The sequence below is a fragment of the Pseudotabrizicola sediminis genome (assembly GCF_004745575.1).
Lineage (GTDB): Bacteria > Pseudomonadota > Alphaproteobacteria > Rhodobacterales > Rhodobacteraceae > Pseudotabrizicola > Pseudotabrizicola sediminis.
Genome location: NZ_RPEM01000001.1, coordinates 236,923 through 263,437, shown reverse-complemented (window position 1 = coordinate 263,437; position 26,515 = coordinate 236,923). Strand labels below are relative to the sequence as shown.

Genomic DNA, 26,515 nt, shown 5'->3' with positions numbered 1-26,515 from the left:
CGTTTTAGTTGCCGATCCGCGAAGATAAAGGCAAGTCCAGGCGACAACTGGATATGAGGGACCGGTATTGGGCGGAAGGGCACAGGCGCGATGACAGACCTGTCAGCGCAGGACAAGCCGGTGGCGGGGGATACGGGTGCAGGTGCCCCGCAGCCGCGCCCGGGCTTGCCACGCTCGCCCCTGCGCCGGGCGGGACGCACGGGGCTGGTGTCGGTGCTGGTGCTGGCGGTGGTGGCGGCCCTGTCGCTGCTGGCGGTGCTGGCGCTGACCGGCAAGCCGATCCGCCTGCCGGTCTGGACCGTGGCCGAGATCGAGACCCGCGCCAACGCCGCCTTGCAAGATGCGCTGCCCGGCGCGGCGGTGTCTGTCGGCGGCATTGAAATCATGCTGGACCCGGACTGGACGCCACGCCTGCGGCTGGAGGATCTGCGGCTGTTGCAGGGGCCGGGCAACACGGTGATGGCGCTGCCCGACCTGCGGATGAATTTTGACGCCCAAGCCCTTATGAGTGAAAGGGTTTTGCGCCCGGCGTCTTTGCGGATCATTGGCGGGGCAGTGGTGCTGAAGCGGCGGGCAGATGGCAGTCTGGACCTGCAGATCGGCACGGGTGCGGCCCCCCCGATCAGCAGCCTGAGCGATCTGTTCGCCCAGATCGACCGGGCGCTGGAGGCGCCGCTGTTGTCACGGCTGCGCCGGATCGAGGCGCAGGGGGCCAGCCTGACGCTGATCGACGCACGGCTGAACCGGACATGGACGGTGGGCGATGGCAGGATCACGCTGGAAAACCGCGCCGATGTGCTGGCGGCAGAAATCGGACTGTCGCTGGCGTCGGACAGCGGTGCCCCGGCGCAGGCGCTGGTCACGATGATCCGTCCCAAGGGGCAGGCGGTGCTGCGGGTTTCGGCGACGGTCGATGGTGTGGCGGCGGCGGATATTGCGGCGCAGACCCCGGTGCTGGGGGTGCTTGGGGTGCTGGACGCGCCGATTTCGGGCCAGATCTCGGCGGAGCTGACTGCCGAAGGGCTGACAGCGCTGAGCGCGCAGATGGCCTTGGGGGCAGGGGCGTTGCAACCTGACCCTGCCACGAAAGCCATCGGCTTTGACGGGGCGGCGCTGACCCTTGGCTATGACCCGGCGCGGGGCCGGGTGATGATCGGCGATCTGTCGGTCGAAGGGCCGACGCTGCGGCTGAAGGCCTCGGGCCATTCCTATCTGCTGGGCGATGCGGGCGACATTCTGACCGGGCCACTGGGACAGCGCCTGCCCGCGGGCTTTCTGGGTCAGGTGCAGATTTCCGACGCGCAGATCGACCCCGAAGGTCTGTTCGACCGACCCTTGCGCTTTTCGGCTGGCGCGATGGATGCGCGGCTAACGCTGGACCCGTTCCGGCTGGAAATCGGGCAAGTTTCCTTGATCGAGGAAACCGGGCGGCGGCTGACACTGGCGGGCGGGGTCGAGGCACTGGCGGCAGGCTGGCAGGTGGCGCTGGATCTGACGCTGGATGCCATCGCGCATGACCGGCTGCTGCAGATCTGGCCCAAAAGTGCGGTGCCCCGCACCCGCGACTGGGTGGGGCAGAACGTGGCGCAGGGCCTGCTGACCGATGTGAAGGCGGCCCTGCGCATCACGCCGGGGGCCGAGCCGCGGCTGGCGCTTGGTTACGAATTCGACGAGGCCGAAGTGCGGTTCCTGCGCACCCTGCCGCCGATCCGCAATGGGCGGGGGCGGTCGTCGATCGAAGGCACCGCCTATACGGTGGTGCTGGATGGCGGCACGGTGGATGCGCCTTCGGGGGGCCAGATTGACGCGACAGGATCGGTGTTTTCTGTGCCCGATGTCACCGCAAAACCGGCGCGGGCGGATATACGGCTGCGCACCGAAAGCTCGCTTACCGCTGCGCTGTCGCTGCTGGATCTGCCGCCCTTTGGCTTCATGACCAAGGCCGGGCGCGGCCCCGATCTGGGGCAGGGACGGGCGGTGATGGACACGCGGCTGTCGCTGCCGCTGGTGCGGCGGGTGGAGTTGGAGGATGTGGATTATGCGGTGACCGGACAGATCCTTGGCCTGTCATCCGATGTGCTGGTGCCGGGCCGGACGATCACCGCCGAGGGGCTGGCCCTGACCGCCGACCCCACCGGCCTGCGGATCGAAGGGCCGGGGCGGATTGGTCAGGTGCCGTTCGACGTGGCCTTTACCCAAGGCTTTGGCCCCGATCAGCGTGGCAAAAGCCGGATCGAGGGCACGGCGTCCCTGTCGCCGGAGACGGTGGCCGAATTCGGATTGGGCTTGCCGCAGGGCATGGTCAGCGGGGCGGGTAGCGCCGATGTGGCGATTGATCTGACGCGCGATGCGCCGGGACGCTTGCGGCTGACGTCCGATCTGGCCGGCATCGGGCTGCGCCTGCCCGATGTGGGCTGGACCAAGCGCGCAGGCGACAGCGGACTACTGGAGGTAGAGGCGGTGCTGGGCCCGGTGCCGCAGATCACCCGGCTGGTGGTGAAGGGCGGCGGGCTGGAGGCCGAAGGTGCGATCACGCTGGCCACAGGCGGCGGATTGCAGGAGGCGCGGTTTGACCCTGTCCGGCTGAACGGCTGGCTGACCGGGGCCGTCACGCTGACTGGGCGGGGTGCAGGGCGCGCGCCCGATGTGGCGGTGACCGGCGGCACGGTGGATCTGCGCCGGTTCGAGGCCCCGGCGGGTGGACGGCAGGGCGGCGGGCAGGGGCAGGCCCCCGGCGCGCTGTCGCTGAGCCTTGACCGGCTGATTGTCACCGACGGTATTGCCCTGACCGGGTTTCGCGGTGATCTGTCGCAGCGCGGCGGGCTGAACGGCAGCTTCCGCGCCAGCATCAACGGCGCGGCCCCGGTCAGTGGCGCGGTGGTGCCGTCGCGCCACGGCACGGCGGTGCGGCTGCAATCGGCCGATGCCGGGGCAGCTTTGCGGGCGGCGGGGATATTCAAGTCGGCCGGGGGCGGTGCTCTGGATCTGCGGCTGACCCCGCAGGCACAAAAGGGCGTCTATATCGGGCGGGCTGACATCGCGCAGGTGCGCGTGCGCGATGCCAATGTGCTGGCGGAATTGCTGTCGGCCATATCCGTCGTCGGCTTGCTGGAACAGCTGAACGGCGAGGGCATCGCCTTCAGCACGGTAGAGGCTGATTTCCTGATTGCACCGGGGGCAATCGAGATCACCCAAGGCTCGGCGATGGGGGCCAGTCTGGGCGTGTCGCTTGCGGGGCTTTATGGGACGCAAAGCAAACGGCTGGCCTTGCAGGGGGTTGTGTCGCCGATCTATCTGGTCAATGGCATCGGCGCGGTGCTGACGCGGCCGGGCGAAGGGGTGTTCGGGTTCAATTATGCACTGACCGGCACGGCAGACGCGCCGCAGGTAAGTGTGAACCCGCTGTCGATTCTGACGCCGGGCATGTTCCGCGAGATTTTCCGCCGCCCGGCACCGATGCTGCCGCGGTCCAACTGACACAGGGCCTTTGATGAAACTTGCTGACTTCGACTTCGACCTGCCCGAGGGGCTGATCGCCACCCGGCCCGCCCGGCCGCGCACCTCTGCGCGCCTCTTGCTGGCCGAAGGGGGCACCATCCGCGATCTGCATGTGCGCGATCTGATTGACGTGTTCCGCCCCGGCGACCGGCTGGTGCTGAACAACACCCGCGTCATTCCGGCGCGGCTGTCCGGGCAGCGGCAGCGCGGTGCGGCGGTGGCGCGGGTCGAGATCACGCTGATGGAACCTGCGTCGGACGGCTGGCGGGCAATGGCAAAGCCGCTGCGCAAACTGGCGGTGGGGGAACAGATTGTGTTCTCGCCCATGCTGTCGGCGACGGTTGCTGAGAAATCCGACACCGATCTGCGGCTGGTGTTCAACCTGACCGGGGATGATTTCGACGCGGCTCTGGCGCAGGCGGGGGCCATGCCCCTACCGCCCTATATCGCCGCGAAACGTGCGCCCGATGCGCAGGATGATGACGATTATCAGACCGTGTTTGCCCGCCACAAGGGTGCCGTGGCGGCCCCGACTGCCAGCCTGCATTTCGATGCCGCGCTGCTGGAGGCGCTGCGTGCCAAGGGGGTCGCATTCACCGAAGTGACGCTGCATGTTGGCGCGGGGACCTTTCTGCCGGTCAAGGTCGAGGATGTGACGACCCACAGGATGCACGCCGAATGGGGGCAGGTGAGCGCCGAGGCCGCCGATCAGATCAACGCGACAAAGGCGGCGGGGGGCCGGGTGATCCCGGTCGGCACCACCGCGCTGCGCCTGATCGAGACGGCGGCGCGGTCTGGCCGGGTAGAGCCTTGGAAGGGGCCGACGGATATCTTCATCTATCCTGGGTTCGTGTTTCACGCGACAGACGCGCTGATGACCAATTTCCACCTGCCGAAATCAACGCTGCTGATGCTGGTGTCGGCCCTGATGGGCAAGGACCGGATGGACCGGATTTACGCCCATGCCATCGCGGGGAAGTACCGGTTCTTCAGCTATGGCGATGCGTCCTTGCTGATGCCCTAGCGGCTGGCGGCAAGGCGCGCGCGCCTATCCCCCCACGTCTCGCACCGGGGGGAAGGGGGCACACGGCTTTGTCGCTTGTGTTTGCGCGGTGGGTGTCGCAAAGGCCGCTTTCTGCGCAGGGTGGCGACTTCGACATGACTTTTTCATGCCAGCCGCCTAGATTGACCGCACTGACCAAAGGAAGCCTGCACTATGCTGACCGTTCTGCGCAACACCTGGGCGCTTTTGCTCGGGCTTGGCCTTCTTATGCTGGGCAATGGCATGCAGGGCACGCTGCTGGGCATCCGGGGCGGGATCGAAGAGTTCACCACCTTCCAGATGTCGCTGGTGATGTCGGCCTATTTCGTGGGCTTTTTGTTCGGCAGCCGTCTGGCCCCCGAGATGATCCGCCGGGTCGGGCATGTGCGGGTGTTTGCGGCGCTGGGGTCGATGATTTCGGCGGTGCTGATCCTTTATGCCGCCGCCCCCGACTGGATGGCCTGGGCGGCGCTGCGGGTGTTGATCGGGTTTTCGTTCTCGGGCGTGTATATTGCCACCGAAAGCTGGCTGAACAACGCGTCCACCAATGAAAACCGCGGTCAGGCGCTGTCCTTGTACCTGATCGTGCAGATGATCGGGATCATCGCGGCGCAACTGCTTCTGAACGTGGGCGACCCTTCGGGCTATATCCTGTTTGTCATCCCTTCGGTGCTGGTGTCGCTGGCCTTTACCCCGATTCTGCTGTCGGCCAGCCCGGCCCCGGCGTTTGAATCGACCAAGCCGATGTCGTTCCGCCGGTTGTATGAGGCATCGCCCTTGGGCTGTGTCGGCATGTTCCTGCTGGGGGGCGTGTTTTCGGCGCAGTTCGGGATGGCGGCGGTCTGGGGCACACAGGCGGGGCTGAGCATTGCGGATCTGACCATTTTTGTCTCGGCGATCTATGTTGGCGGGCTGGTACTGCAATACCCCATTGGCTGGCTGTCGGACCGGATTGACCGCCGCATTGTGGTGTTGTGGCTGGCGGTTCTGGGGGCGGTGGTGCTGATGATCCCGGTGATTTTTGACCCGCCGTTCTGGGTGCTGGTCGGGGTGGGCGCGGTCTGTGGCGGGGTATCCAACCCGCTCTATTCACTGCTGCTGGCCTATGTGAACGACTATCTGGACAAGACCGACATGGCCGCCGCCTCGGCCGGGTTGATGTTCATCAACGGCTTGGGGGCGATCTCTGGCCCGGTCATCACCGGCTGGATGATGGGGGCGATCGGGTCGTCGGGGTTTTTCCTGTTCATGGGCATTCTGTTCGCAGTTCTGGCGCTTTATGCCGGCTGGCGGATGACCCAGCGCCGCGAAACGCCGCAAGTGACCTCGGGGTATACGCCGGTGTCACCCACCGCGTCGATTGTGGCGGTAGAGACCGCCGCCATGGTCGAGGCGGAAGATGCGCAGCAAAGCAAGGCACGGAACTGATTTGCCTTTCCGGGATTGGCCTGTCAGGCTGACATAAAACAGGGGGGCGGCATGTCTGATCCGGTAGAGGTTCTGGATTTTTGGCTGGGCGAGATTGGCCCCGAAGGCTGGTACAAGGGCAGCGAAGAGATTGACGATGCCTGCGCGTTCCGCTTTGGCCCATTATGGGAGGCGTTGAACGATGACGGGCTGGAGCATTGGGTGGACGGTGTGGTTGGCACGTTGGCCTATCTGATCGTGGCCGACCAGTTTTCGCGCAACATCCATCGGGGCACGGCAGCGGCCTTTGCCAATGACCCGCGCGCCCGTGATGCCGCCCGCCGTGCGCTCGATGCCGGGTGGGACATGCAGGCACCGGTGCCTGAACGGCAGTTTTTCTACATGCCGTTCGAGCATTCCGAAGACATCGCCGATCAGGATCTGGCGGTATCGCTGATGGCGACGCGGATGGAGGACGACGCCGAGCTGCTGCTGCACGCCCGCGCGCATCGCGAGATCATCCTGCGCTTTGGCCGCTTTCCGTTCCGCAACGCCGCGTTGGAGCGCGAAAGCACGCCGGAAGAGACGGCGTTCCTGACCGAAGGTGGCTATATGGCGATCGTCACCCAGCTGCGCGACAGCCATGCGTCTGGCGCATAGGGGCGGGGCGTCAGCTTTGTTGCTCGGGTTTCAGGAATAGTTTAAGGGTAAACCACTTTTTCCAGGGAGGGACGAATGGCAGTTTCGAGCTTTGATGTGATCGTGGTGGGCGCAGGCCCCGGCGGCTATGTGGCGGCGATCCGCGCCAGCCAGCTGGGCCTGAAGGTGGCAATCATCGAGCGCGAGAACCTGGGCGGCATTTGCCTGAACTGGGGCTGTATCCCGACCAAGGCCATGCTGCGCAGCGCCGAGGTGTTTCATCTGATGGAGCGGGCCAAGGAATTCGGCCTAAAGGCGGATGGCATCGGCTATGACCTGCCCGCCGTGGTGGCGCGGAGCCGCGCGGTGGCCAAGCAGCTGTCGGGCGGCATCGGCCATCTGATGAAGAAAAACAAGGTCACCGTGTTCATGGGCGTGGCCACCTTGCCCAAACCGGGTGTCGTGTCGGTCAAGACCGACAAGGGCACGGAAGAGCTGACGGCCAAGAACATAATCCTTGCGACCGGTGCCCGCGCCCGGGAATTGCCGGGGCTGGAGGCGGATGGCGATCTGGTCTGGTCCTACCGGCACGCGCTGGTGGCCAAACGGATGCCGAAAAAACTGCTGGTGATCGGGTCCGGGGCCATCGGCATCGAATTTGCGTCGTTCTTCAATACGTTGGGGTCGGATACGACCGTGGTCGAGGTGATGGACCGCATCCTGCCGGTGGAAGACGCCGAGATTGCCGCTTTTGCCAAAAAGCAGTTCGTCAAGCAGGGCATGAAGATCATGGAAAAGGCGGCGGTCAAGAAGCTGGACCGCAAGCCGGGTGTGGGCGTGACCGCGCATATCGAGGTCGGCGGCAAGGTCGAGACGCATGACTTTGACACGGTGATTTCTGCCGTCGGCATCGTCGGCAACGTGGAAAACCTCGGGCTGGAGGCTTTGGGCGTGAAGATCGACCGCACCCATGTGGTGACGGATGAGTTCTGCCGCACCGGGGTGCCGGGCCTGTTTGCCATCGGTGATATTGCCGGTGCCCCTTGGCTCGCGCACAAGGCCAGCCATGAAGGCGTGATGGTGGCAGAACTGATTGCAGGCGGACATCCGCACCCCATCAAACCGGGCAGCATCGCGGGCTGCACCTATTGCCATCCACAGATCGCAAGCGTCGGCATGACCGAGGCGAAGGCGAAAGAAGCGGGGCATGACATCAAGGTCGGGCGCTTCCCCTTTATCGGCAATGGCAAGGCGATTGCGCTGGGTGAATCCGAGGGTATGGTCAAGACCATCTTCGACGCGAAAACCGGCGAACTGCTGGGGGCGCACATGATCGGCGCGGAAGTGACCGAACTGATCCAGGGCTATGTGATCGGCCGCACGCTGGAAACCACAGAGGAAGACCTGATGAACACGGTCTTCCCGCATCCGACGCTGTCAGAGATGATGCACGAGTCGGTGCTGGACGCTTATGGGCGTGCGCTGCACATGTGACCGGCGGGGTCAGGGGGGCTTTCCGCCCCCCTCGGCGCTACGCGCCTCACCCCCCGAGGATATTTTTGAACAGATGAAGGGCCGGTCATGCGGGCTGCGGTGACGGTGCTGGCGATCTGGGCGGCGGGGCTGGGGGCTGCGGCGCAGTTTGGCAAGATCTCGGTGCTGTTTGAGGCTTTGGCGGAACAGTATGTCGGCGCGTCGCCGGTGGCGCTGGGGCTGATTGTGTCGATTGTCGGCATCGTCGGGCTGGTGTTTGGCACCACGGCGGGGATGTTCGTGGCGCGGATCGGGCCGCGGCGGGCGATTGTTGCCGCGCTTGCGATGGGGGCTGCGATGAGTGCGCTGCAATCGCTGGGCCTGTCCTATCCGGTGATGATCGCCAGCCGGGTGATCGAGGGCGTGTCGCATCTGGCGATTGTTGTGGTGGGGCCGACGCTGATTGCGGGGTTGGCGGCGGAGCGCTATCGCGGGTTGGCGATGACGCTGTGGTCAAGTTTCTTTGGCGTGACCTATGCGGTGCTGGCCTTGGCGGCACCACCTTTGCTGGTGGCCTATGGCGCGGCGGGTGTGTATGTGGCGCATGCGCTCTGGATGGCGGGAATGGCGCTGTGTCTGGCGCTGGTGTTGCCGGGTGATCCGGCAGCGCCGCAAGGGGCGCAAAGGGGCGTGCTGGCGCAGCATGTGGCGATCTATGCCTCGCCCCGGTTGTCGGCCCCGGCGATGGGGTTCTTTTGCTATACCTTTTTGTATGTTGCGGTGCTGACCTTGGTGCCACCGGATGTGCCATTGGCGCAGCGGGCGTTTGCGGCGGCGGGGATGCCGCTGATCTCCATCGCGCTGTCGCTGACGCTGGGGGTGTGGTTGCTGGGCCGGATGTCGGCGGTGCGGGTGGTGCAAGGAGGCTATCTGGCGGCGGTGCCGGGGTTTGTTCTGCTGGCGCTGTTCTGGGGACAGGGCGCGGGCATGGTGGCGGGTGCCTTGTGGGTGGCGGCGGCACTGGGGATTGTACAAGGCGCGAGTTTCGCCGCGATCCCCGAGCTGAACGCCACGCCGGAGGACCGGGCGCAGGCGGCGGGGGCGATTGCGCAACTGGGCAATCTGGGCACCACCACCGGCACGCCGGTGCTGGCGGCGCTGCTCATTGGCGCGGGGCCCTGGGGGCTGGCACTGGTGGCGGGCTTCGCCTGCGCCATGGGCATTGGCCTGCATGCGGTGCAGGCGCGGCGGCGAGCGCGGGCCATCTGACCGGCTTTTTCGCGTGTTCTTAATCTGTTCTTAATTTCGCCTTGGAGACTCGCGCGAAAGCCCCTATCTGTGGGCCTTGATTACGGGGTGATGTCATGGCGGAACAAAAGTTCATCGAGGTGCGCGGCGCGCGCGAACACAACCTCAAGAACATTGATGTGGATATTCCCCGCGACCAGCTGGTGGTCATTACCGGGCTGTCGGGGTCGGGCAAATCCAGCCTCGCCTTTGACACGATCTATGCGGAAGGCCAGAGGCGCTATGTCGAGTCGCTGTCGGCCTATGCGCGGCAGTTCCTCGACATGATGGGCAAGCCGGATGTGGACCACATCTCGGGGCTGAGCCCTGCCATTTCCATCGAGCAGAAGACCACCAGCAAGAACCCGCGATCGACCGTTGGCACGGTGACCGAGATCTACGACTATCTGCGCCTGCTGTTTGCCCGCGTCGGCACGCCCTATTCCCCCGCCACCGGCCTGCCGATCACCGCGATGCAGGTGCAGGATATGGTGGATGCGGTGATGGCGATGCCCGAGGGCAGCCGCGCCTATCTGCTGGCCCCCATCGTGCGCGACCGGAAAGGCGAGTACAAGAAAGAGTTCCTTGATCTGCGCAAGCAGGGCTTTCAGCGGGTCAAGGTCAATGGCGCGTTTCACGAGCTGGAAGAGCCGCCCACGCTGGACAAGAAGTTCCGCCACAACATCGACGTGGTGGTCGACCGGATTGTCGTGCGCGAAGGGCTGGAGACGCGGCTGGCCGACAGTTTCCGCACCGCGCTGAACCTTGCCGATGGCATTGCCGTGGTGGAGACCGCGCCCGCCGAAGAGGGTGCCGAGGGCGAGCGCACGACCTATTCCGAGAAATTCGCCTGTCCTGTTTCTGGCTTCACCATTGCCGAGATCGAGCCGCGGCTGTTTTCGTTCAACGCGCCCTTTGGGGCCTGCCCGGTCTGTGACGGGCTGGGGGTGGAGCTGTTCTTTGACGAACGCCTTGTGGTGCCCGATCAGGGGCTGACCCTGATGCAGGGCGCGATTGCGCCATGGTCGAAGTCGAAATCGCCGTACTTCACCCAGACCATTGATGCGCTCGCCAAGCACTATGAGTTCGACAAGAAGAAGAAGTGGAAAGACCTGCCCGCCCATGTGCACCAGCTGTTCCTGCATGGATCACATGGCGAGGAGATCGACTTTTCCTATGACGAGGGCGGCCGCGTGTACAAGGTGCGCCGGGTGTTCGAAGGCGTGATCCCGAACATGGAGCGCCGTTACAAGGAAACCGATTCCGCCTGGTCGCGTGAGGATATGGAGCGGTTCCAGAACAATCGCGACTGCGGCGCCTGTGGCGGCTATCGCCTGCGCCCCGAGGCTCTGGCGGTGAAGATCGGCGGTCTGCATGTGGGCCAAGTGGTGCGCATGTCGATCCATGAGGCGCATATCTGGATTCAGACCGTGCCGGAGGCGCTGACCGGGCAGAAGAACGAAATCGCCCGCGCGATTTTGAAGGAAATCCGCGAGCGGTTGGGCTTTCTGGTCAATGTGGGGCTGAATTATCTGACGCTGTCGCGCAACGCGGGCACGTTGTCGGGGGGGGAAAGCCAACGCATCCGGCTGGCCAGCCAGATCGGATCGGGGCTGACAGGCGTGCTCTATGTGCTGGACGAACCCAGCATCGGCTTGCACCAGCGCGACAATGACCGGCTGCTGACCACACTGAAAAACCTGCGCGATCAGGGCAATACCGTCCTGGTGGTCGAACATGACGAAGATGCGATCCGCGAGGCGGATTATGTCTTCGACATAGGCCCCGGCGCCGGGGTGCATGGCGGCCGCGTGATTGCGCACGGCACGCCCGCACAGGTCGCTGCTGACCCCGCCAGCCTGACCGGGCAGTATCTGTCCGGCGCGCGGGAAATTGCGGTGCCCAAGGTGCGGCGCAAGGGCAGCGGCAAGAAGCTGACCGTGGTGGGGGCGACTGGCAACAATCTGCAAAATGTCACCGTGACCTTCCCCTTGGGCCGGTTTGTCTGCGTCACCGGCGTGTCGGGTGGGGGCAAATCCACGCTGACCATCGAGACGCTGTTCAAGACCGCCGCCGGCAAGCTGAACGGCGCGCGTGAAACACCGGCACCCTGCGAGACGATCACCGGGTTCGAACATCTGGACAAGGTGATCGACATCGACCAGCGCGCGATCGGGCGCACGCCACGGTCCAACCCCGCCACCTATACCGGGGCTTTCGGCCCGATCCGCGACTGGTTCGCCGGGCTGCCTGAATCTAAAGCACGCGGCTATCAGCCGGGGCGGTTTTCGTTCAACGTCAAGGGCGGGCGGTGCGAGGCCTGTCAGGGCGATGGCGTGCTGAAGATCGAGATGAACTTCCTGCCCGATGTTTACGTCACCTGCGAGACCTGCAAGGGTAAGCGCTATAACCGCGAGACTTTGGAAATAAAGTTCAAAGACAAGAGCATATCAGACGTTCTTGATATGACATGTGAAGAAGCGCAGGGCTTTTTCCAGGCGGTGCCTGCCATTCGTGACAAGATGGATGCGCTGTGTCAGGTGGGGCTTGGCTATATCAAGGTGGGCCAGCAGGCGACCACACTGTCGGGCGGCGAGGCGCAGCGGGTGAAGCTGTCCAAGGAGCTCAGCCGCCGTGCCACAGGCCGCACGCTCTATATTCTGGATGAGCCGACGACCGGGCTGCACTTTGAAGATGTGCGCAAACTGCTTGAAGTGCTGCACGAGCTGGTCGAGCAGGGCAATACGGTGGTGGTGATCGAACACAACCTAGACGTGATCAAGACCGCCGACTGGATCATCGACATCGGCCCCGAGGGCGGCGATGGCGGCGGGCAGGTGGTGGCGGAAGGCACGCCCGAGGATGTGGCCAAGGTCACGACCAGCCACACCGGGCGCTACCTGAAAGACATGCTCAAACCCCGGCGGGTGGCGGCAGAGTAGCGGCGTGGTGAAACCCCGGGATTGTGTTTGGTGCGGGGATGCGGGGGGCCGGAAAACCTGCGTTGGCAGGCATTTTTCGTCGATGTCTGGCGTTCAGCAATTGGCAACAATCACTTTTTTATACCGTTGAGGCGGTAGGTTGCGGGCCGGCCTGAGGCGGTGATTCGGTTTCAGGTTTTGAGGCGCTGTTTCGCAAAGGTTAACAATTCGTAACCTGAGCGTGTATTCCTGTATTGTTGCCGCTATCATATGCAACCTGTGCTCGAAAATGCACAGGTTTGGTCGATTTGCTTGGGAAAGCACCGTCAAACAAGGCAAAATTAAGGCTAGGGGCGATCACTAGCCGCGGCAAGGCATTTTTGCCCGGAATTTCTTAGCGAGGGGAAATTAAAAATGGGAATGAAATCTTACGTCATGGGTGCTGCGGCCGGTCTGGCGTTTGCCGTGGCGGCGTCAACGGCATCCGCCACAATCTGCAACATCGGTAATTTTACAACGTCGACTGCTTGCTTAGCAGGAATCCCAGGCGGAACTGGCGGTAACGTCAAAACAGGTCAGATGAACGGTTTCAATGCCGGTGCAGGCGTTTTCGGCTACAATGAATGGTCGCTTTTGACGAAGCTTGAGACTAACAGCAGCGGTGGCACTTCCCTTGATGACGATTCTCCGCTCGCTGTGTTCTCGCTTACTTCGAACCCTGGAAATTCGGGTGGGATGTGGTCTCTGATTGACTCGTTTTCGTTTGCCACGAACATGGTTTACGCTTTCGTGTTGAAGGGTTCCGGCAGCAATGTTGCATATCTTTTGAATACAGCTGCAAGTCAGGAGGGCGGTAAGTGGACCAATTTGGATTTGTTCACCGACAGTGAAAACAATGCCGGTCTGTCTAATATCTCCTTGTTCTCTGCGAAAGGTGACGCTCCTCCGCCGCCGCCAACGATCCCACTACCAGCCGCTGGTTGGTTGATGATCGCGGGTCTTGGTGGTCTTGCTGCCCTGCGGCGTCGCAAGCGCGCCTGACGGGTACGATATTTTATGAAGACAGGGCGGCCTTTCGGGGCCGCCTTTTTATTGCCTGGGTTTTTTCCTGAACCGCACAGCACGCCAATACTCTGCGCGGCCGGTGCCCTGGAGAGCCGTTTCACTTTCAGAAACGCTTTGTCGCCGTTCCATGGGGCCCTAAACGCTTTCTAAACATAGCATTTGAATCACCTTTCTGACATATCACAGGCACGGATCAGACTGGGGTAATGGGCATTGTCGGGTCGCGAACGTTTAAACTTGAACTGTATCGGAACTGACAATGATTGACACAAAATGGGTTGCCGCTGCTGCGGTGGCCGCCTGCATCTCTGCCGGTGCGGCGCAGGCTGCAACTTATACTTTTGATTTCAGCAACTTGAACAGTGGCTGGAAAAACACCCTGTCGTTCGGATCGCTTGAGAATGCTACGGTAAAGGTCACGGCGAGCGCCGGAACCTACAACAATGGCAAGAACATCGACACCGGAAAATCCGCTGTCGCCACTTGGAAAGATGCCGGCCTTGGCGTCTGCGACAATAAAAACCACTGTAAGTCCGACAATCACCGCGTGGATGGGTCGGGCAAGAGTGAACTGGTGATCTTCAATTTTGACACGCCACTTGCTGTGACATCGGTTTCCTTTTCGTATTTCGACAGCTTCACGGAAGAGGACAAACATTCGACCTGCAAATTTTGGGGTTTTGCTTGCTTTCCATGGGGCAAATCCTCTTTGGTTTCTTCAGAGAAAACCTTCGTCGACATGTTTGACCTGTTCCTCGGAACCGACCGTGCATTGACGGGCCAGGTTGGGTCGAAGGTATTGTTTACCGACCTGCCCTCGGTCCTGTCCTTCGGCATCGGGGCTTCTGGCAAGCATGATGCGTTCAAGATCACCGGCATGACGGCCGAGCATATCGAAACGCCAGCCGCAGTGCCGCTGCCAGCCGGTGGGTTGCTGCTGCTGACCGCGATGGGTGGCATTGCTGCACTGAAGCGTCGCCGCAAGGCGGCCTGAGCGTCAGACCCGAACCCGCCTGCGGTTCGGGCCGAATTGAAAAGGGGTGGTCTTGTGACCACCCCTTTTTGCATCACTCCATCTGTTTGAAGTTCAGGCTGGCGCCTTCCTTGATGCCGGAAGGCCAGCGCGAGGTGATGGTCTTGGTCCGGGTGTAGAAGCGGAAGGCATCCGGCCCGTGCTGGTTCAGGTCACCGAAGGACGACTTTTTCCAGCCGCCAAAGGTGTGGTACGCCAGAGGCACCGGGATCGGCACGTTGATCCCGATCATGCCGACATTGATCCGGTGCGCGAAATCGCGCGCCGTGTCGCCGTCGCGGGTGTAGAGCGCGATGCCATTGCCGTATTCGTGGTCCATCGCGTAACCGATGGCCTCCTCATAGGTTTTCGCCCGCACTGTCGACAGAACGGGGCCGAAAATCTCCTTGCGGTAAATGTCCATGTCGGTGGTCACATGGTCAAACAGATGCGGGCCGACGAAGAAGCCGTCCTCATAGCCTTGCAGGTTGAAATTGCGGCCATCGACCACCAGTTTCGCGCCTTGGGCAATGCCGGTTTCCACCAGTTTCAGGATGTTGGCCTTGGCGGCAGCAGTCACCACGGGGCCGTAATCCACATCATTTCCGCCCGTGTAGGGGCCGACCTTCAGCGCCTCGATCCGCGGGATCAGCTTTTCGATCAGCCGGTCGGCGGTTTCGTCGCCCACTGGCACCGCGACCGAAATCGCCATGCAGCGTTCGCCTGCCGCGCCGTAACCGGCACCGATCAGCGCGTCCGCCGCCTGATCCAGATCGGCGTCGGGCATGATGATCATGTGGTTCTTGGCACCGCCAAAGCACTGCACGCGCTTGCCGTTGGCACAGCCACGGCCATAGATGTACTCGGCAATCGGGGTCGAGCCGACGAAGCCGATGCCCGCAATCTCGGGGTTGTCGAGGATGGCATCGACCGCGTCCTTGTCGCCATTGATCACCTGCAACACACCATCGGGCAGGCCGGCCTCTTGCATCAGTTCGGCCAGCATCATCGGCACGGACGGGTCACGCTCGGACGGTTTCAGGATGAAAGCATTGCCGCAGGCAAGTGCTGGCCCCATTTTCCACATCGGGATCATGGCGGGGAAGTTGAACGGGGTGATTCCGGCTGCCACACCAATGGGTTGGCGCATGGAATACATGTCGATGCCGGGGCCTGCGCTGTCGGTGAACTCGCCCTTCAGCAGATGTGGCGCGCCGATGCAGAATTCCATCACCTCAAGCCCGCGCTGGATGTCGCCCTTGGCGTCTGGAATCGTCTTGCCATGTTCGGATGACAGAACCTCGGCCAGCTTGTCCATGTCGCGGTTCAACAGGTCCACGAATTTCATGATCACGCGCGCGCGGCGTTGCGGGTTGGTGGCGCCCCATTTGACCTGCGCGCGTGCGGCGTCAGCAGTAGCGCTGTCCAGCTCGGCCTTGGACGCCAAGGCGACACGGGCCTGCACTTCGCCGGTGGCGGGGTTGAAGACATCGGCAAAACGGCCCGAGGTGCCGGGGACATGCTTGCCGTTGATCCAGTGACCGATTTCTTTCATCGTGATCTCCCTTTGATTGCGCGCAAGATAGCCTTGCACAAAAGCAGGATAAAGCGGCAATATCCCAAAAGGGTTTTGCAGGATTGCAATATGGACTGGGATGATCTGCGGGTGTTTCTGGCGGTGGCGCGGGCGGAAAGCCTGTCTGGCGCGGGCAAGCGGCTGGCGCTGGACCCGGCCACGGTGGGGCGGCGGGTGGCGCGGCTGGAGGCGGGGGCGGGGGCGCGGTTGTTCCTGAAATCGCCGCTGGGCTATGCGCTGACCGAGGAGGGCGCGCGGCTGGTGCCGCATGCTGAGGCCGCGGAGGCAGCACTTATGGGGGCAGAGGAGGCGATCACCGGCGGCGCAGGCGCAGGGCTGTCGGGGCAGATCCGGCTGGGGGCGCCCGATGGTTGCGCCAATTACATCCTGCCGCAGGTGATCCGCGCGATCTGTGACGAAAACCCCGGGCTGGAGGTGCAGATCGTGGCGCTGCCGCGGGTGTTCAACCTGTCGCGGCGCGAGGCGGATCTGGCGATCGGGGTCAGTCGCCCGCAGGCGGGGCGGCTGACGGTGCAGAAGCTGACCGATTACCGGCTGCATCTGGCCGCACATCCGGACTATCTGGCCGCCGCGCCGCCGCTGCGTACACTGGCCGATTTGCCGGCGCATCGGGTGGTGGGCTATATCGCCGACATGATCTTTGACAAGGAGCTGGATTATCTGACCGGACTTGGGGCCATGGCTCCGGCGATGGCATCGAATTCGGTGTCGGTGCAGCTGAACCTGCTGCGCGCAGGCGCGGGCGTTGGGGTGGCGCATGACTTTGCGCTGCCCTTTGCGCCAGAGCTTGTCCGGGTGTTGCCGGAAGCCCTGAGCCTGACCCGCGCCTTCTGGCTGATCCGCCACGAGGGTGACGCGCATTCGGCCCGGCTGGCCCGGTTTGCAAGCGGGTTGGCACAGGGAATCCGGCGCGAAGTTCAACGGCTTGAAGCGCAGAGCCAGTCAGCCGTCGCACAGGATACTTGACAGATCATCGCGCGCGGCGGACGCTTTGGTACGCGTCCAGGGAGGATGAAAATGATCGTTCAGCAGATTCTGAAACTGAAAGCCAGCAGCGATGTCACCACGGTGCCGCCAGAGGCCGATGTGCGCCATGTGGCCGAAATTCTGGCCTCACGCAAGATCGGCACGGTGGTGGTGACCAATGATGGCAAGACCATTCTTGGGATCGTGTCCGAGCGGGACATCGTGAAAGAGGTGGCGCAGAACGGGGCGGCCTGCCTGACGCAGGCTGTGGATACGATCATGACCCCGGTGGTGCAGTGCTGCACAGCGTCGGAAAGCGCGGATTCGGTGCTGGAGCGGATGACGGCAGGCCGGTTCCGCCACATGCCGGTGCAACAGGGCGATCAGATGGTGGGGCTGATTTCCATTGGCGATGTGGTCAAGGCGCGGCTGATGGAGCTGTCGGCCGAAAAGGATGCGCTGGAAGGCATGATCAAGGGGTTCTGACGCCGGGTCGCGCAGGCCTTTTCGCGCTTGCAATCTTCTGCCCAATATTGTTGCGTTTCACGAGTTTAAACGGCGGAAGAAGACCCTATGCGCATCGGCCTCTATCCCGGTACCTTTGATCCGATCACCCTGGGTCATGTCGATATCATTCAGCGCGCCATGGCGCTGGTGGACCGTCTGGTGATCGGGGTGGCGATCAACCGCGACAAGGGCCCGCTGTTCAGCCTAGAGGACCGGGTCAGGATGGTTCAGGCCGAATGTGCCTCTATCACCGCCCGCACCGGGGGCGAGATCATCGTGCATCCGTTTGAAAACCTGCTGATCGACTGCGCCCGCGATGTGGGGGCTTCGGTCATCGTGCGCGGGCTGCGGGCGGTGGCCGATTTCGAGTATGAATTTCAGATGGTCGGCATGAACCGGGCGCTGGATGCCAGCATCGAGACGGTGTTCCTGATGGCCGATGCGCGGCGGCAGGCGATTGCGTCCAAACTGGTCAAGGAAATCGCGCGGTTGGGGGGTGATGTGTCAAAGTTCGTGACGCCACCGGTGGATGCCGCCCTGCGCAACCGGTTCGGCACGCGGATCTGACGCGCACCTTTGGGTGTCAGGCCGCCTGACCATAAACGGCGCGGCGGGCAATGCGGTCGGCGTCGCCGGGGTAGATATCCAGATCAAGCGCCACATCCAGCGGCAGCTTTGCGATCTGGTCACGGGTGGTGCGGAACCGCGCATAGGTGACGGCGGCGGTGCGGATCGTGTTGTAGACAGAGATCATGCTGTCTCTCCTTTTCATCAGGGCGGCGAACCGGAGTGTCCGTGGCGCCTCTGAGCAGATGGTAACGCCCGTTTGCGCTAACAACCCGCAGAACAGCCGCCGCCCCATGCACCGGGCGCATGGCTATTTCGCAGGGCTGGGTCTGCGGCGCAGCCAGCCCGATGTGAGCGGCGCAGGCGCACCCACCTGCGGCAGCAGGGTCACATCCAGCGCCACGCCGCGCTTTTCGGCGCTGGTCTGCACGGCGGTGCACAGTTGCGGCGCACGGCGCAGAAGGTCCAGAAACCGGGTTTCCTCCAGCGACAGTAGGGTGGTGTGGCTGATCGCAGTCACCCGGGCGCGGCGCGAGCGGCGCAGCAGCAGGGACAGCTGGCCAAACATCTCGCCCCGGCCCAGCAGGAAGCGGCTGCCGGCCTGTTCCGCCTCGACCGCGCCTGACGCGATGAACCAGACACGGTCGGGCTTGTCATCCTTGCGCATCAGAACGTCGCCGGGTTTGGCGTAGACCGTCTTCATGTGCTTGGCCAGTTGCGACAAGGATGCTGCATCCAGATCGGAAAACAGCGGAAAGCTGCGCACGATATCGCCGCGCTGCAGCCGCAGGTCCAGCCGGGGGCGGATGGCAAGGGCATCGCGTTCCCCCGCCGTCTGGTCACGCAACGACAGCCGCAGTTCCGGGCCGATCAGCCCGTCGGCGGTCATCTGGTCATATTCCGCCTCTTCGCGCTGCATCACCAGACGCCGGATCAGGCGGCGTTCCAGCTCTTCGGCATAGCCGGGGAACTGGGTGCGCAACCCCTCCATCTCGCGGTTGGTGTCTTCGATCCGACGCTTGATCAGGTCGTGCAGCAGGCCCGCCACTCGGCGCGAATGGATGCGCAGAATACGGGTTTCGATAAAGCCGGTCAGCTGGCGCAGCATCTGCCGGTGGGCGACCAATGCCTCGAACCGGTCTTCGGTCAGACGGGCCAGCGGCAGCTTGATGCGGAAGCGGTTGTGCAGCCATTCCGCCGCGCGCAGGGTGCGGGTGGCAATCAGCGCGCGGCGCGACTGCGCGCGATAGCCGGCGCGGCCTTCGGTCAGCGTGGCTTCGATCAGGCGGTCGGCATCGGCCAGCATCCGGTCGGCCAGCCGCGCCGACATCAGGTTTTCCTGAAACGCCTCCAGAATCAGATCGCGTTCGTGGCCGGCCAGCGCCAGCAGGCCCAGCGTCACCCGGTCTTTTTCCAGAATGTTGCGCGCCTCATCCGCGCGTTCGACCGCCGTGTTCAGCCGCTCGCCAAAGCGCACCGCCTCTTCGCGGATGATGGCGGGCGTCAGATCCATTTCGCGCGCGGTTTCCGCCACGGTTTCGCGAACCTCCTGCAAGGACACCGCGACCACCTGATCCGACAGCGCGCGGTCCAGCGGTGACAGCCGGTCCAACCCCAGTTTCGCGATCACCCAGCGCAGCGTGGTGCCCTGCACCAGCAGAGTGAACAGCACGAACCCGGTGGCAATGATGCCGACCTGCCGTTTGGTTTCGACAAAGATGCCCGGGTTTTCGGTAACCGCCAGCGCGAGTGCCAGCGTGACAGCCCCGCGCAAGCCGCCCCACAGAATGGCGATACGGTAGGGCGGGTCCACTTGCGGCGACAGCCCGGCAGAGGTCAAAAGCGGCAAGATGCCATACAGCACGATGGCGCGGGCCACAAAGGCCGCGATCACGGTGACAAGGATCAGCCCAAGGTCGGTCGGGCGCAGACTTTCCAGCACGCGTGGCACCAGAAGGGCCGCCAGCACAAAGATCAGCCCACCCGCCCAATAGGCGATCAGCGCCCAGGCATCGCGCAACTGCTCCAGCGCGGGGGGCGAAATGCGGCCGGGGGCGGAAAAGTTCACCGTCATCCCCGCCACCACTACCGCCACAACGCCCGAGGCCCCTATGACCTGATCGGTGAACAGGAAGGTGACAAAGGGCGTGACAAAGCTGATCGACACCTGCGCCAGAGGCCAGGGGTTCATCCAGCCCATCACCTGTACCGCCAGCCGCCCCACAAACCAGCCGACAAAAGCCCCGGCCACGATCAGCCAGGGCAGTTCCAGGAGGGCAAGGCCGATGTTCGGCTCGGTATCGCGGGCGGCCACGGCCATCAGAAACACCGAGGTCAGGGCAATTGCAGCGGCGTCGTTCAGCAGGCTTTCGCCTTCGACAATGCGGGCCAGCCGTTGCGGGGCAGGGGTTGCGCGGAAGATGCTGACCACTGCCGAAGGGTCGGTCGTCGACACAATCGCCCCGATCAGCAGGCAGGCAATCAGCGGCAGCGAGGTAAAGGGTTTCAGCGCCATGCCGATCACAAAGGTGGCCACCACAACTGCCACCACCGCCAGCACCAGCACCGGCACCCAGTCATCCAGCAACCGCCGCAGGTTCAGCGTCAGCGAGACCTGAAAGATCAGCACCGGCAGAAAGATGTAGATGAACAGATCGGACGAGATCGGCAGGTTCAGGATCGCCAGCGCCAGCGGGTTCAGCGCATCGGTGATGTCAGTGCGGAAAAACCACGCCGCCGCCGCCCCGATGGCACTGCCCACCGCCGCCAGAATCACGGTAACCGGCAGCCGCAGCCGGGCCGCCAGCGGCTCGGACAGGGCGATGGCCAGAAACAGGCCAGACAGGATGGCGAGGAAAACAATCAGATCCATGCCGCAGTGATAACCTCTTGGTCGCCCGAGAAAAAGGAAAGGCCGGTCACGAATGGTGACCGGCCCGAAATATGCGCGCGATGGAGCATATTCAACAAGCTGCTTATCTGGTTCAGGGCACCCGTTCTTGCTGGCTGCCTTGGCGCCTGATTTTCACACAGACGTTGACCCAAGAGACCAACGCCGGTTGGTCAGAAGGCTCCGATGCGCCTCAGGCTGCGGTGCGGCGGCGGCGCGCAATCGCGCCCAGCCCGCCCAGACCGGCCAGCATCAGCCAGCCCGCTGCCGGCAGCGGCACCGGAGAAGGCGTGTCCGGGCCGACGGGGGCTACAGAATAGCTGATGTTGGAAATGCCCACATCCCAGGCGTCGGGGCCAAGATTGATCTGGATCCCCGAGGCGGAAGTCCAAGATCCGCTGAACTGGGTGACTTCCCCGCTTGGAAGCGGCGTAAAGCCCTGGTTGACCAGCAGGCTGTTGGTGGCCGTATCGATGACCTGAACAAGTGTATCCGTCACGCGGGAGGCATAGGGCGCGATGTCAAAGCCGAAGACCGTGACCATGAAACCCGCAAGCGGCTGGAACAGGATCGACAGGCCGCCCGCACCAAAATCACCATAGGCGACATTGGCCAGCGTCTCATACCCCGCGTCCCAATAGTACAGGTTCGACGTCCCGGCGGCGCTGCGGCTGGCATCATAGACAACATCAAGCTGTCCGGCGATATCGCCGTACGTCTGCCCGATGATCGCCCCGGGCGCGCAGGCCTGGTCACCGCCCGCGCCACAGATGTTGCCGGCAAAATCAAGGATCACGGGTGCTGCCTGCGCCATCGGGGCAAGGCTGGCGGCAAGCGTAAAGGCAAGGATATGTCGCATTGTTCGTGGTCTCCACTAATAAAATCCCGGCGTGCCGGACACTCAAAAAAAATCGAACAATAAAAATCTAGCCCGGACGTCTGATTCGCTCAACCGGTATGGCGGGCGTGCGCCTGCGGCACTGCAACTGGCCGCAGGTGCTGTCAGAACGCGGTCTGTTAAATCAGCTTGCCCATCGCCACCGCCGTATCGGCCATCCGGTTTGAGAAGCCCCATTCATTGTCATACCAGGTCAGGATCGAGCAGAAGGTGCCGTCCATCACCTTGGTCTGGTCCATGTGGAACACCGACGAATGCGGATCGTGGTTGAAGTCGGAAGAGACATTCTTGAACTCGGTATAGCCCAGAATGCCTTTCAGTTTGCCATCCGCTGCGGATTTGATCGCCGCGTTGATTTCCTCGACCGAGGTTTCGCGCTTGGCGATGAACTTCAGGTCAACGACCGACACATTCGGCGTCGGCACGCGGATGGCAAAGCCGTCCATCCGGCCTTTCAACTCTGGCAGCACCAGACCCACGGCCTTGGCGGCCCCGGTGCTGGTGGGGATCATCGACAGCGCGGCGGCGCGGCCCCGGTACAGATCCTTGTGCATCGTGTCCAGCGTCGGCTGATCGCCGGTATAGCTGTGGATCGTGGTCATCATGCCTTTTTCGATGCCGATCACCTGATGCAGCACATAAGCCACCGGCGACAGGCAGTTGGTGGTGCACGATGCGTTGGAAACGATCAGGTCATCGGATGTCAGCGTGTCGTGGTTCACACCGTAGACGATGGTCTTGTCCGCGCCGTCACCGGGGGCCGAGATCAGCACGCGTTTTGCGCCGTTTTCCAGATGCGCCTGGCATTTTTCCTTGCTGGTGAAGATGCCGGTGCATTCCATCACCACATCCACATCCGACCATGGCAGGTCGGCCGGGTTGCGCAGGGCGGTGACGCGCATCTTGCCACGGCCAGCGTCGATCCAGTCGTCGCCGGTGGTCACGGTGCCGGGAAAGCGGCCATGGACCGAATCAAAGCGCAGCAGATGCGCGTTGGTTTCAACCGGGCCCAGATCGTTGATCGCGATGACCTCTATATCCGTGCGGCCCGATTCGATAATGGCACGCAGTATATTGCGCCCGATGCGCCCGAACCCGTTGATGGCAACCTTGACCGTCATGGCAATCTTCTCCTGAAAAGCGACTCGCGTGTCACGTTTAGCGCTAACATCACGAGTCAGCGGCAAAAATCAACGGCAGACTGGGGCGGTCAGCGCCAGAATGCCAACCATTCCACCATATCTGCGAATTTCATGGATAGAAACAGGATCGCGCTTCCATCGTTCCACGCAATGTCGGCGACAGTCGCCGCCACGATGATCAGGCCAAGGCTCAGGGCAATCCGGTCGGTCACGTCGTCCCCAGTCAGGGCGCGCGTGGCCCCGGTTAGTGAAGCAGCCGCCCCATCACCCCGGCCACATCGGCCATGCGGCAGGAAAAGCCCCATTCATTGTCATACCACGCCAGCACCCGCACCGAACGGCCCACCACACGGGTCTGATCCGGGGCAAAGATAGACGACTGCGGCGTGTGATTGAAGTCGATAGACACCTTGGGTTCCGGATCATAGGCCATGACCATCCCCATATAGCCTGCGCAAGCCTCGCGCACGATGGCGTTCACCTCATCCACCGTCACCGATTTCGCGGCGATGAAGGTCAGATCGACCGCACTGACATTGGGGGTGGGCACCCGCAGGCTGGTGCCGTCCAGCTTGCCCGCCAGTTCCGGCAACACCTCGCCCAGCGCCTTGGCAGCGCCGGTGGTGGTGGGGATCATCGCCATGCTGGCGGCGCGGGCGCGGTAAAGGTCGGCGTGGCGGCGGTCCAGCGTGGGCTGGTCGCCGGTATAGCTGTGGATCGTGGTCATGATGCCGGATTCGATGCCGATGGCGTCATTGAGCACCTTGGCCAGTGGCGCCAGGCAGTTGGTGGTACACGACCCGTTCGACACCACGTGATGATCGGGCGTCAGCGCCCGGTGATTGACGCCATACACCACAGTCATATCGGCACGCTTGGCTGGCGCGCTGACCAGCACCCGCTTGGCCCCGCGTGTCAGGTGCACGGCGGCGCGGTCACGGTCATTGAATTTGCCGGTGCATTCCAGCACCACATCCACACCGTCCCAGTCCAGTTCCGCAGGCTCATAGGTGCTTTGCACCCGGATTGGCCCACGGCCCAGATCCAGCGTATTGCCGCTGACCTTGATCACACCGGGAAAGCGGCCATGCACAGAGTCGTATTTCAGCAGATGGGCGTTGGTTTCAATCGGCCCGGTGGCGTTTAACGCCACCACCTGCACATCATTGCGGTTCGATTCCGCGATATGTGCCAAAGTACAGCGCCCGATGCGGCCAAAGCCATTGATGGCGACGGTGATGGTCATGGCGCTCTCCTGCCTGAATGGTGCGAGCAGGGATACAAGGCGCAGGGCTGCGTGCAAAGATCAAAAATACATTACTATCATGATGTTAGCGCAAACCATTGATGTTTGCGCTAACGATGCTGCGGTGTTGGGCAACGGGCCGCACCCCGGTACAATCGGGATGGGGCGCGCGCACTGTCAGCCCTTGCGGCGGCGCAGCAGGGCCAGCCCGCCCAGCGCTCCGAGCAGAAGCGGCAAACCGGCGGGCAGTGGCACAGGCGCGAACTGATCCGCCAGATCGCGGGCGGTATAGCGGGTGCCATCCCCCAGCAACCAGGTGTCAAAGTTGATGAACGAGCCCATTGCCTTGCCCGCCACGGTGGTCAGCGCAAACTGCACGACACCGTCGATGAGTGAAAAGCTGGCAATGTCGCTCAGCAGATAGTCGGACAGGCGCAGGGTGTTCTGCCCTGCGCCGCCATCGGCCCGCCCGTCGAACAGGAAGCCAGCACCTAGCGCCTTGATTTCCAGCACATCATTGCCAGCCCCAAAGAGGATGTTGCCGAACACCTGGCTGCCACCGGTCAGGGATACCAGACTGTCCCCCTGCATCGGAGCCAAGGCGATGGCAGTGCGGTCACGTCCGACCAGCGTGCCGCTGTTGTGGATCTCGACACTGTTGGTCGCTTTGGGGTCAGCGCCGATGGCTGATGGGCCTTTGATATAGCCTGCGTTGACGATGGTGACCTTGCCGGATGGGCGGACCGCTTCGCGGCTGTTGTCAAACACCGGGTCGATGTCGATGCCATTGCCACCGGTCCCGGTGGCGATGATCCGGCCGGTCGCATGGTTGGTGATCATGCCTTCGTCGATGTCGATGCCGTCGTCGCTGCCCTGAATGAGGCCGTAGTTGACCACGGTGCCAGAGGCGAATTGCACGCCATCCTGATCTTCGACGCCGTCACGGATTTTGATGGTGCCGTGGTTGATCAGGCTGAAATCGTCCCGCGCCTCGATCACCTCTTCGCCGCCGATCATCGTGCCGTAATTGGTCACGGTGGTGCCCTGACCGCGCAGCTGCAGCGCGCGGCCTTCCAGCGAAGAGATGGTGCCATGGTTGGTGACGACGGAGCCGGGGAAGCTTCCATCGGTCCGGATCGCCTGACGTCGGGACTCGATCATGCCACCTTCAAGGTTGTTCACCACCAGACCTCCCACGAATCCCTCCAGCGCGTGGATGGCACGGTCACCGCTGGAGATCGTGCCGGAATTCTCGACGGTCAGCCGGTTGCCGGTGGCCTGAATGGCATTGGTACCGCCATGGGTGTCGCTGTTTGCAATGGTGCCTTCGTTGACGATGCTGACATCGGTGCCGCTGATGGCAAAGGGCGGGGTGCTGCGGTTGGTGCTGGTGACGCTGCCGGTGCTGGTGACGACAATCGACAGATCATTCTGGGCCGAGCTGACCGGATTGCTGGCCGGTGCGCCGCAGGTGACCGTGGGCGCAAGCGGATCGACGCCAAAGCTGCAGGGCGCAGCAAAGCCCGCCTGCGGCAGGGCCAGCAAGACCAGTGCGGTCGTGGCCAAAGCGGTGGTTGAAAGTGCGCAAAGACGCATCTTGGGCAAACTCCTTGATTGTGGCCAGCGGCACGCACCTCGGGCCAGTCCTGTTCCGGAAGGCAGCCTTGAACGTCTTGCACGACAGAAACGTGCATCCGGATTGAACCTTTTGTGACGTTTCTCTTTTTGAAACAGCTGCTCAGGGGGATTGCCGAAATTGGCGCACTGGATCACCCTGCGAGGATCATCATCGCATTTCGGCGGTCAGTTGGGCCGGCTCCAAGCCGTGACCGGTACCGTGAACGGGCGTCTGGCAAACGGACCTGTCATCCAATCTTCAGCAAGCGGTTCAGATCGGTGTTGTCGCGCATCAGATCGGCAATGGTCACCTTGTCCAGTCCGGCATAAAACCCGTCCAGCGCGGCGCCAAGTGTGGCCTTCAACCGGCACGCCCCGACCAGAGGGCAGGTGCAGTCACCCCCTGAAAAACACTCGGCAAACGGCAGACCAGCCTCGAACCGGCGAAACACGGCCCCCACGGTGATGTGGTCCGCACTGCAGCCCAGCGTCAGCCCGCCGGTGCGGCCGCGCACGGTGCGCAGGTAACCGGTCTGCGCCAGCAGGTGGATGACCTGCGCCAGATGGTTTTCGCTGGCGTTGCAGGCAAGCGCAATCTCGCGCTTGCGCACGATACGGTCCGGGTTGGCGGCGCAGAACATCAGCGTGCGCATGGCAAGGTTGGTGCGTGTGGTCAGTCGCATATGGGGGTCTGCCAGGGCCAAAAGATGTGCCGGATACATGTTAATACTGCGCGGATGG

21 protein-coding genes are annotated in these 26,515 nt (G+C 63.1%); 12 read left to right on the top strand and 9 right to left on the bottom strand.

Features of this window, described 5'->3' with window-relative positions; translation table 11 throughout:
* The first annotated feature begins 90 nt into the window (after nucleotides 1-90).
* From EEB11_RS01185 to EEB11_RS01145, 9 genes are all read left to right on the top strand, one after another.
* The gene (locus tag EEB11_RS01185; protein ID WP_135428587.1) at nucleotides 91-3,477 is read left to right on the top strand and encodes an AsmA-like C-terminal region-containing protein; all 3,387 of its coding nucleotides are present in this window, start codon (nucleotides 91-93) and stop codon (nucleotides 3,475-3,477) included.
* A gap of 13 nt (nucleotides 3,478-3,490) precedes the next feature.
* Nucleotides 3,491-4,522, top strand: a complete 1,032-nt coding sequence (gene queA, locus EEB11_RS01180; RefSeq protein WP_135428586.1) for a tRNA preQ1(34) S-adenosylmethionine ribosyltransferase-isomerase QueA — start codon at nucleotides 3,491-3,493, stop codon at nucleotides 4,520-4,522.
* Between the two features lie 192 nt (nucleotides 4,523-4,714).
* A complete protein-coding gene (locus EEB11_RS01175) occupies nucleotides 4,715-5,968 on the top strand; it encodes an MFS transporter (RefSeq protein WP_135428585.1) in 1,254 nt (417 codons plus the stop codon).
* A 51-nt stretch (nucleotides 5,969-6,019) separates the two neighbouring features.
* Nucleotides 6,020-6,607 (top strand): DUF924 family protein, encoded by a 588-nt coding sequence (locus tag EEB11_RS01170; protein WP_135428584.1) that lies wholly within the window; start codon nucleotides 6,020-6,022, stop codon nucleotides 6,605-6,607.
* Nucleotides 6,608-6,682: 75 nt separating this feature from the next.
* Nucleotides 6,683-8,080, top strand: coding sequence for a dihydrolipoyl dehydrogenase (lpdA, locus tag EEB11_RS01165; RefSeq protein WP_135428583.1), 1,398 nt, complete (start codon nucleotides 6,683-6,685; stop codon nucleotides 8,078-8,080).
* A gap of 87 nt (nucleotides 8,081-8,167) precedes the next feature.
* Nucleotides 8,168-9,328, top strand: coding sequence for an MFS transporter (locus EEB11_RS01160; RefSeq protein WP_135428582.1), 1,161 nt, complete (start codon nucleotides 8,168-8,170; stop codon nucleotides 9,326-9,328).
* A gap of 95 nt (nucleotides 9,329-9,423) precedes the next feature.
* The gene (gene uvrA, locus EEB11_RS01155) at nucleotides 9,424-12,288 is read left to right on the top strand and encodes an excinuclease ABC subunit UvrA (protein WP_135428581.1); all 2,865 of its coding nucleotides are present in this window, start codon (nucleotides 9,424-9,426) and stop codon (nucleotides 12,286-12,288) included.
* Nucleotides 12,289-12,681: 393 nt separating this feature from the next.
* Complete coding sequence (locus EEB11_RS19885; protein WP_245298721.1) at nucleotides 12,682-13,308, top strand: VPLPA-CTERM sorting domain-containing protein; 627 nt, start codon at nucleotides 12,682-12,684, stop codon at nucleotides 13,306-13,308.
* 283 nt (nucleotides 13,309-13,591) lie between these two features.
* Entirely contained in the window at nucleotides 13,592-14,326 is a 735-nt protein-coding gene (locus tag EEB11_RS01145; protein WP_135428580.1) for a VPLPA-CTERM sorting domain-containing protein, read from the top strand.
* A gap of 73 nt (nucleotides 14,327-14,399) precedes the next feature.
* Here EEB11_RS01145 and EEB11_RS01140 read toward each other — a convergent pair whose 3' ends face one another.
* A complete protein-coding gene (locus EEB11_RS01140) occupies nucleotides 14,400-15,899 on the bottom strand; it encodes a CoA-acylating methylmalonate-semialdehyde dehydrogenase (RefSeq protein WP_135428579.1) in 1,500 nt (499 codons plus the stop codon).
* A gap of 90 nt (nucleotides 15,900-15,989) precedes the next feature.
* Between EEB11_RS01140 and EEB11_RS01135 the strand changes: the two genes are divergently transcribed.
* The 3 genes from EEB11_RS01135 to coaD all read left to right on the top strand — a co-directional run bounded on the left by EEB11_RS01135 (nucleotide 15,990) and on the right by coaD (nucleotide 17,981).
* Nucleotides 15,990-16,907: a LysR family transcriptional regulator gene (locus tag EEB11_RS01135; protein WP_135428578.1), complete on the top strand. Its 918-nt coding sequence runs from the start codon at nucleotides 15,990-15,992 to the stop codon at nucleotides 16,905-16,907.
* 51 nt (nucleotides 16,908-16,958) lie between these two features.
* The gene (locus EEB11_RS01130) at nucleotides 16,959-17,393 is read left to right on the top strand and encodes a CBS domain-containing protein (protein WP_135428577.1); all 435 of its coding nucleotides are present in this window, start codon (nucleotides 16,959-16,961) and stop codon (nucleotides 17,391-17,393) included.
* Between the two features lie 87 nt (nucleotides 17,394-17,480).
* Entirely contained in the window at nucleotides 17,481-17,981 is a 501-nt protein-coding gene (gene coaD, locus EEB11_RS01125) for a pantetheine-phosphate adenylyltransferase (RefSeq protein WP_135428576.1), read from the top strand.
* Nucleotides 17,982-17,997: 16 nt separating this feature from the next.
* Here the strand turns inward: coaD and EEB11_RS19425 are convergent, their stop codons facing one another.
* The 8 genes from EEB11_RS19425 to EEB11_RS01095 all read right to left on the bottom strand — a co-directional run bounded on the left by EEB11_RS19425 (nucleotide 17,998) and on the right by EEB11_RS01095 (nucleotide 26,457).
* The gene (locus tag EEB11_RS19425) at nucleotides 17,998-18,168 is read right to left on the bottom strand and encodes a hypothetical protein (protein WP_167852623.1); all 171 of its coding nucleotides are present in this window, start codon (nucleotides 18,166-18,168) and stop codon (nucleotides 17,998-18,000) included.
* Nucleotides 18,169-18,291: 123 nt separating this feature from the next.
* Nucleotides 18,292-20,853, bottom strand: coding sequence for a cation:proton antiporter (locus EEB11_RS01120; RefSeq protein ID WP_135428575.1), 2,562 nt, complete (start codon nucleotides 20,851-20,853; stop codon nucleotides 18,292-18,294).
* A 211-nt stretch (nucleotides 20,854-21,064) separates the two neighbouring features.
* Nucleotides 21,065-21,730, bottom strand: coding sequence for a VPLPA-CTERM sorting domain-containing protein (locus EEB11_RS01115; protein ID WP_135428574.1), 666 nt, complete (start codon nucleotides 21,728-21,730; stop codon nucleotides 21,065-21,067).
* A gap of 158 nt (nucleotides 21,731-21,888) precedes the next feature.
* Nucleotides 21,889-22,890, bottom strand: coding sequence for a type I glyceraldehyde-3-phosphate dehydrogenase (gene gap / locus EEB11_RS01110; protein ID WP_135428573.1), 1,002 nt, complete (start codon nucleotides 22,888-22,890; stop codon nucleotides 21,889-21,891).
* 89 nt (nucleotides 22,891-22,979) lie between these two features.
* Complete coding sequence (locus EEB11_RS19420; RefSeq protein ID WP_167852622.1) at nucleotides 22,980-23,123, bottom strand: hypothetical protein; 144 nt, start codon at nucleotides 23,121-23,123, stop codon at nucleotides 22,980-22,982.
* A 32-nt stretch (nucleotides 23,124-23,155) separates the two neighbouring features.
* Nucleotides 23,156-24,157: a type I glyceraldehyde-3-phosphate dehydrogenase gene (gap, locus tag EEB11_RS01105; protein ID WP_135428572.1), complete on the bottom strand. Its 1,002-nt coding sequence runs from the start codon at nucleotides 24,155-24,157 to the stop codon at nucleotides 23,156-23,158.
* 177 nt (nucleotides 24,158-24,334) lie between these two features.
* Nucleotides 24,335-25,753 (bottom strand): VPLPA-CTERM sorting domain-containing protein, encoded by a 1,419-nt coding sequence (locus EEB11_RS01100; protein WP_135428571.1) that lies wholly within the window; start codon nucleotides 25,751-25,753, stop codon nucleotides 24,335-24,337.
* 269 nt (nucleotides 25,754-26,022) lie between these two features.
* The gene (locus tag EEB11_RS01095; RefSeq protein WP_135428570.1) at nucleotides 26,023-26,457 is read right to left on the bottom strand and encodes an Rrf2 family transcriptional regulator; all 435 of its coding nucleotides are present in this window, start codon (nucleotides 26,455-26,457) and stop codon (nucleotides 26,023-26,025) included.
* Nucleotides 26,458-26,515: the final 58 nt, after the last annotated feature.

Coding starts and splice junctions, on each gene's coding strand:
- EEB11_RS01170 (WP_135428584.1), top strand. CDS start 6,020: ATGTCTGATCCGGTAGAGGTTCTGGATTTTTGGCTGGGCGAGATTGGC.
- EEB11_RS01160 (WP_135428582.1), top strand. CDS start 8,168: ATGCGGGCTGCGGTGACGGTGCTGGCGATCTGGGCGGCGGGGCTGGGG.
- EEB11_RS01175 (WP_135428585.1), top strand. CDS start 4,715: ATGCTGACCGTTCTGCGCAACACCTGGGCGCTTTTGCTCGGGCTTGGC.
- EEB11_RS01120 (WP_135428575.1), bottom strand. CDS start 20,853: ATGGATCTGATTGTTTTCCTCGCCATCCTGTCTGGCCTGTTTCTGGCC.
- EEB11_RS01115 (WP_135428574.1), bottom strand. CDS start 21,730: ATGCGACATATCCTTGCCTTTACGCTTGCCGCCAGCCTTGCCCCGATG.
- EEB11_RS19885 (WP_245298721.1), top strand. CDS start 12,682: ATGGGAATGAAATCTTACGTCATGGGTGCTGCGGCCGGTCTGGCGTTT.
- EEB11_RS01130 (WP_135428577.1), top strand. CDS start 16,959: ATGATCGTTCAGCAGATTCTGAAACTGAAAGCCAGCAGCGATGTCACC.
- uvrA (WP_135428581.1), top strand. CDS start 9,424: ATGGCGGAACAAAAGTTCATCGAGGTGCGCGGCGCGCGCGAACACAAC.
- EEB11_RS19425 (WP_167852623.1), bottom strand. CDS start 18,168: ATGATCTCTGTCTACAACACGATCCGCACCGCCGCCGTCACCTATGCG.
- coaD (WP_135428576.1), top strand. CDS start 17,481: ATGCGCATCGGCCTCTATCCCGGTACCTTTGATCCGATCACCCTGGGT.
- lpdA (WP_135428583.1), top strand. CDS start 6,683: ATGGCAGTTTCGAGCTTTGATGTGATCGTGGTGGGCGCAGGCCCCGGC.
- EEB11_RS01135 (WP_135428578.1), top strand. CDS start 15,990: ATGGACTGGGATGATCTGCGGGTGTTTCTGGCGGTGGCGCGGGCGGAA.
- gap (WP_135428573.1), bottom strand. CDS start 22,890: ATGACGGTCAAGGTTGCCATCAACGGGTTCGGGCGCATCGGGCGCAAT.
- EEB11_RS01100 (WP_135428571.1), bottom strand. CDS start 25,753: ATGCGTCTTTGCGCACTTTCAACCACCGCTTTGGCCACGACCGCACTG.
- gap (WP_135428572.1), bottom strand. CDS start 24,157: ATGACCATCACCGTCGCCATCAATGGCTTTGGCCGCATCGGGCGCTGT.
- EEB11_RS01145 (WP_135428580.1), top strand. CDS start 13,592: ATGATTGACACAAAATGGGTTGCCGCTGCTGCGGTGGCCGCCTGCATC.
- EEB11_RS01095 (WP_135428570.1), bottom strand. CDS start 26,457: ATGCGACTGACCACACGCACCAACCTTGCCATGCGCACGCTGATGTTC.
- queA (WP_135428586.1), top strand. CDS start 3,491: ATGAAACTTGCTGACTTCGACTTCGACCTGCCCGAGGGGCTGATCGCC.
- EEB11_RS01185 (WP_135428587.1), top strand. CDS start 91: ATGACAGACCTGTCAGCGCAGGACAAGCCGGTGGCGGGGGATACGGGT.
- EEB11_RS01140 (WP_135428579.1), bottom strand. CDS start 15,899: ATGAAAGAAATCGGTCACTGGATCAACGGCAAGCATGTCCCCGGCACC.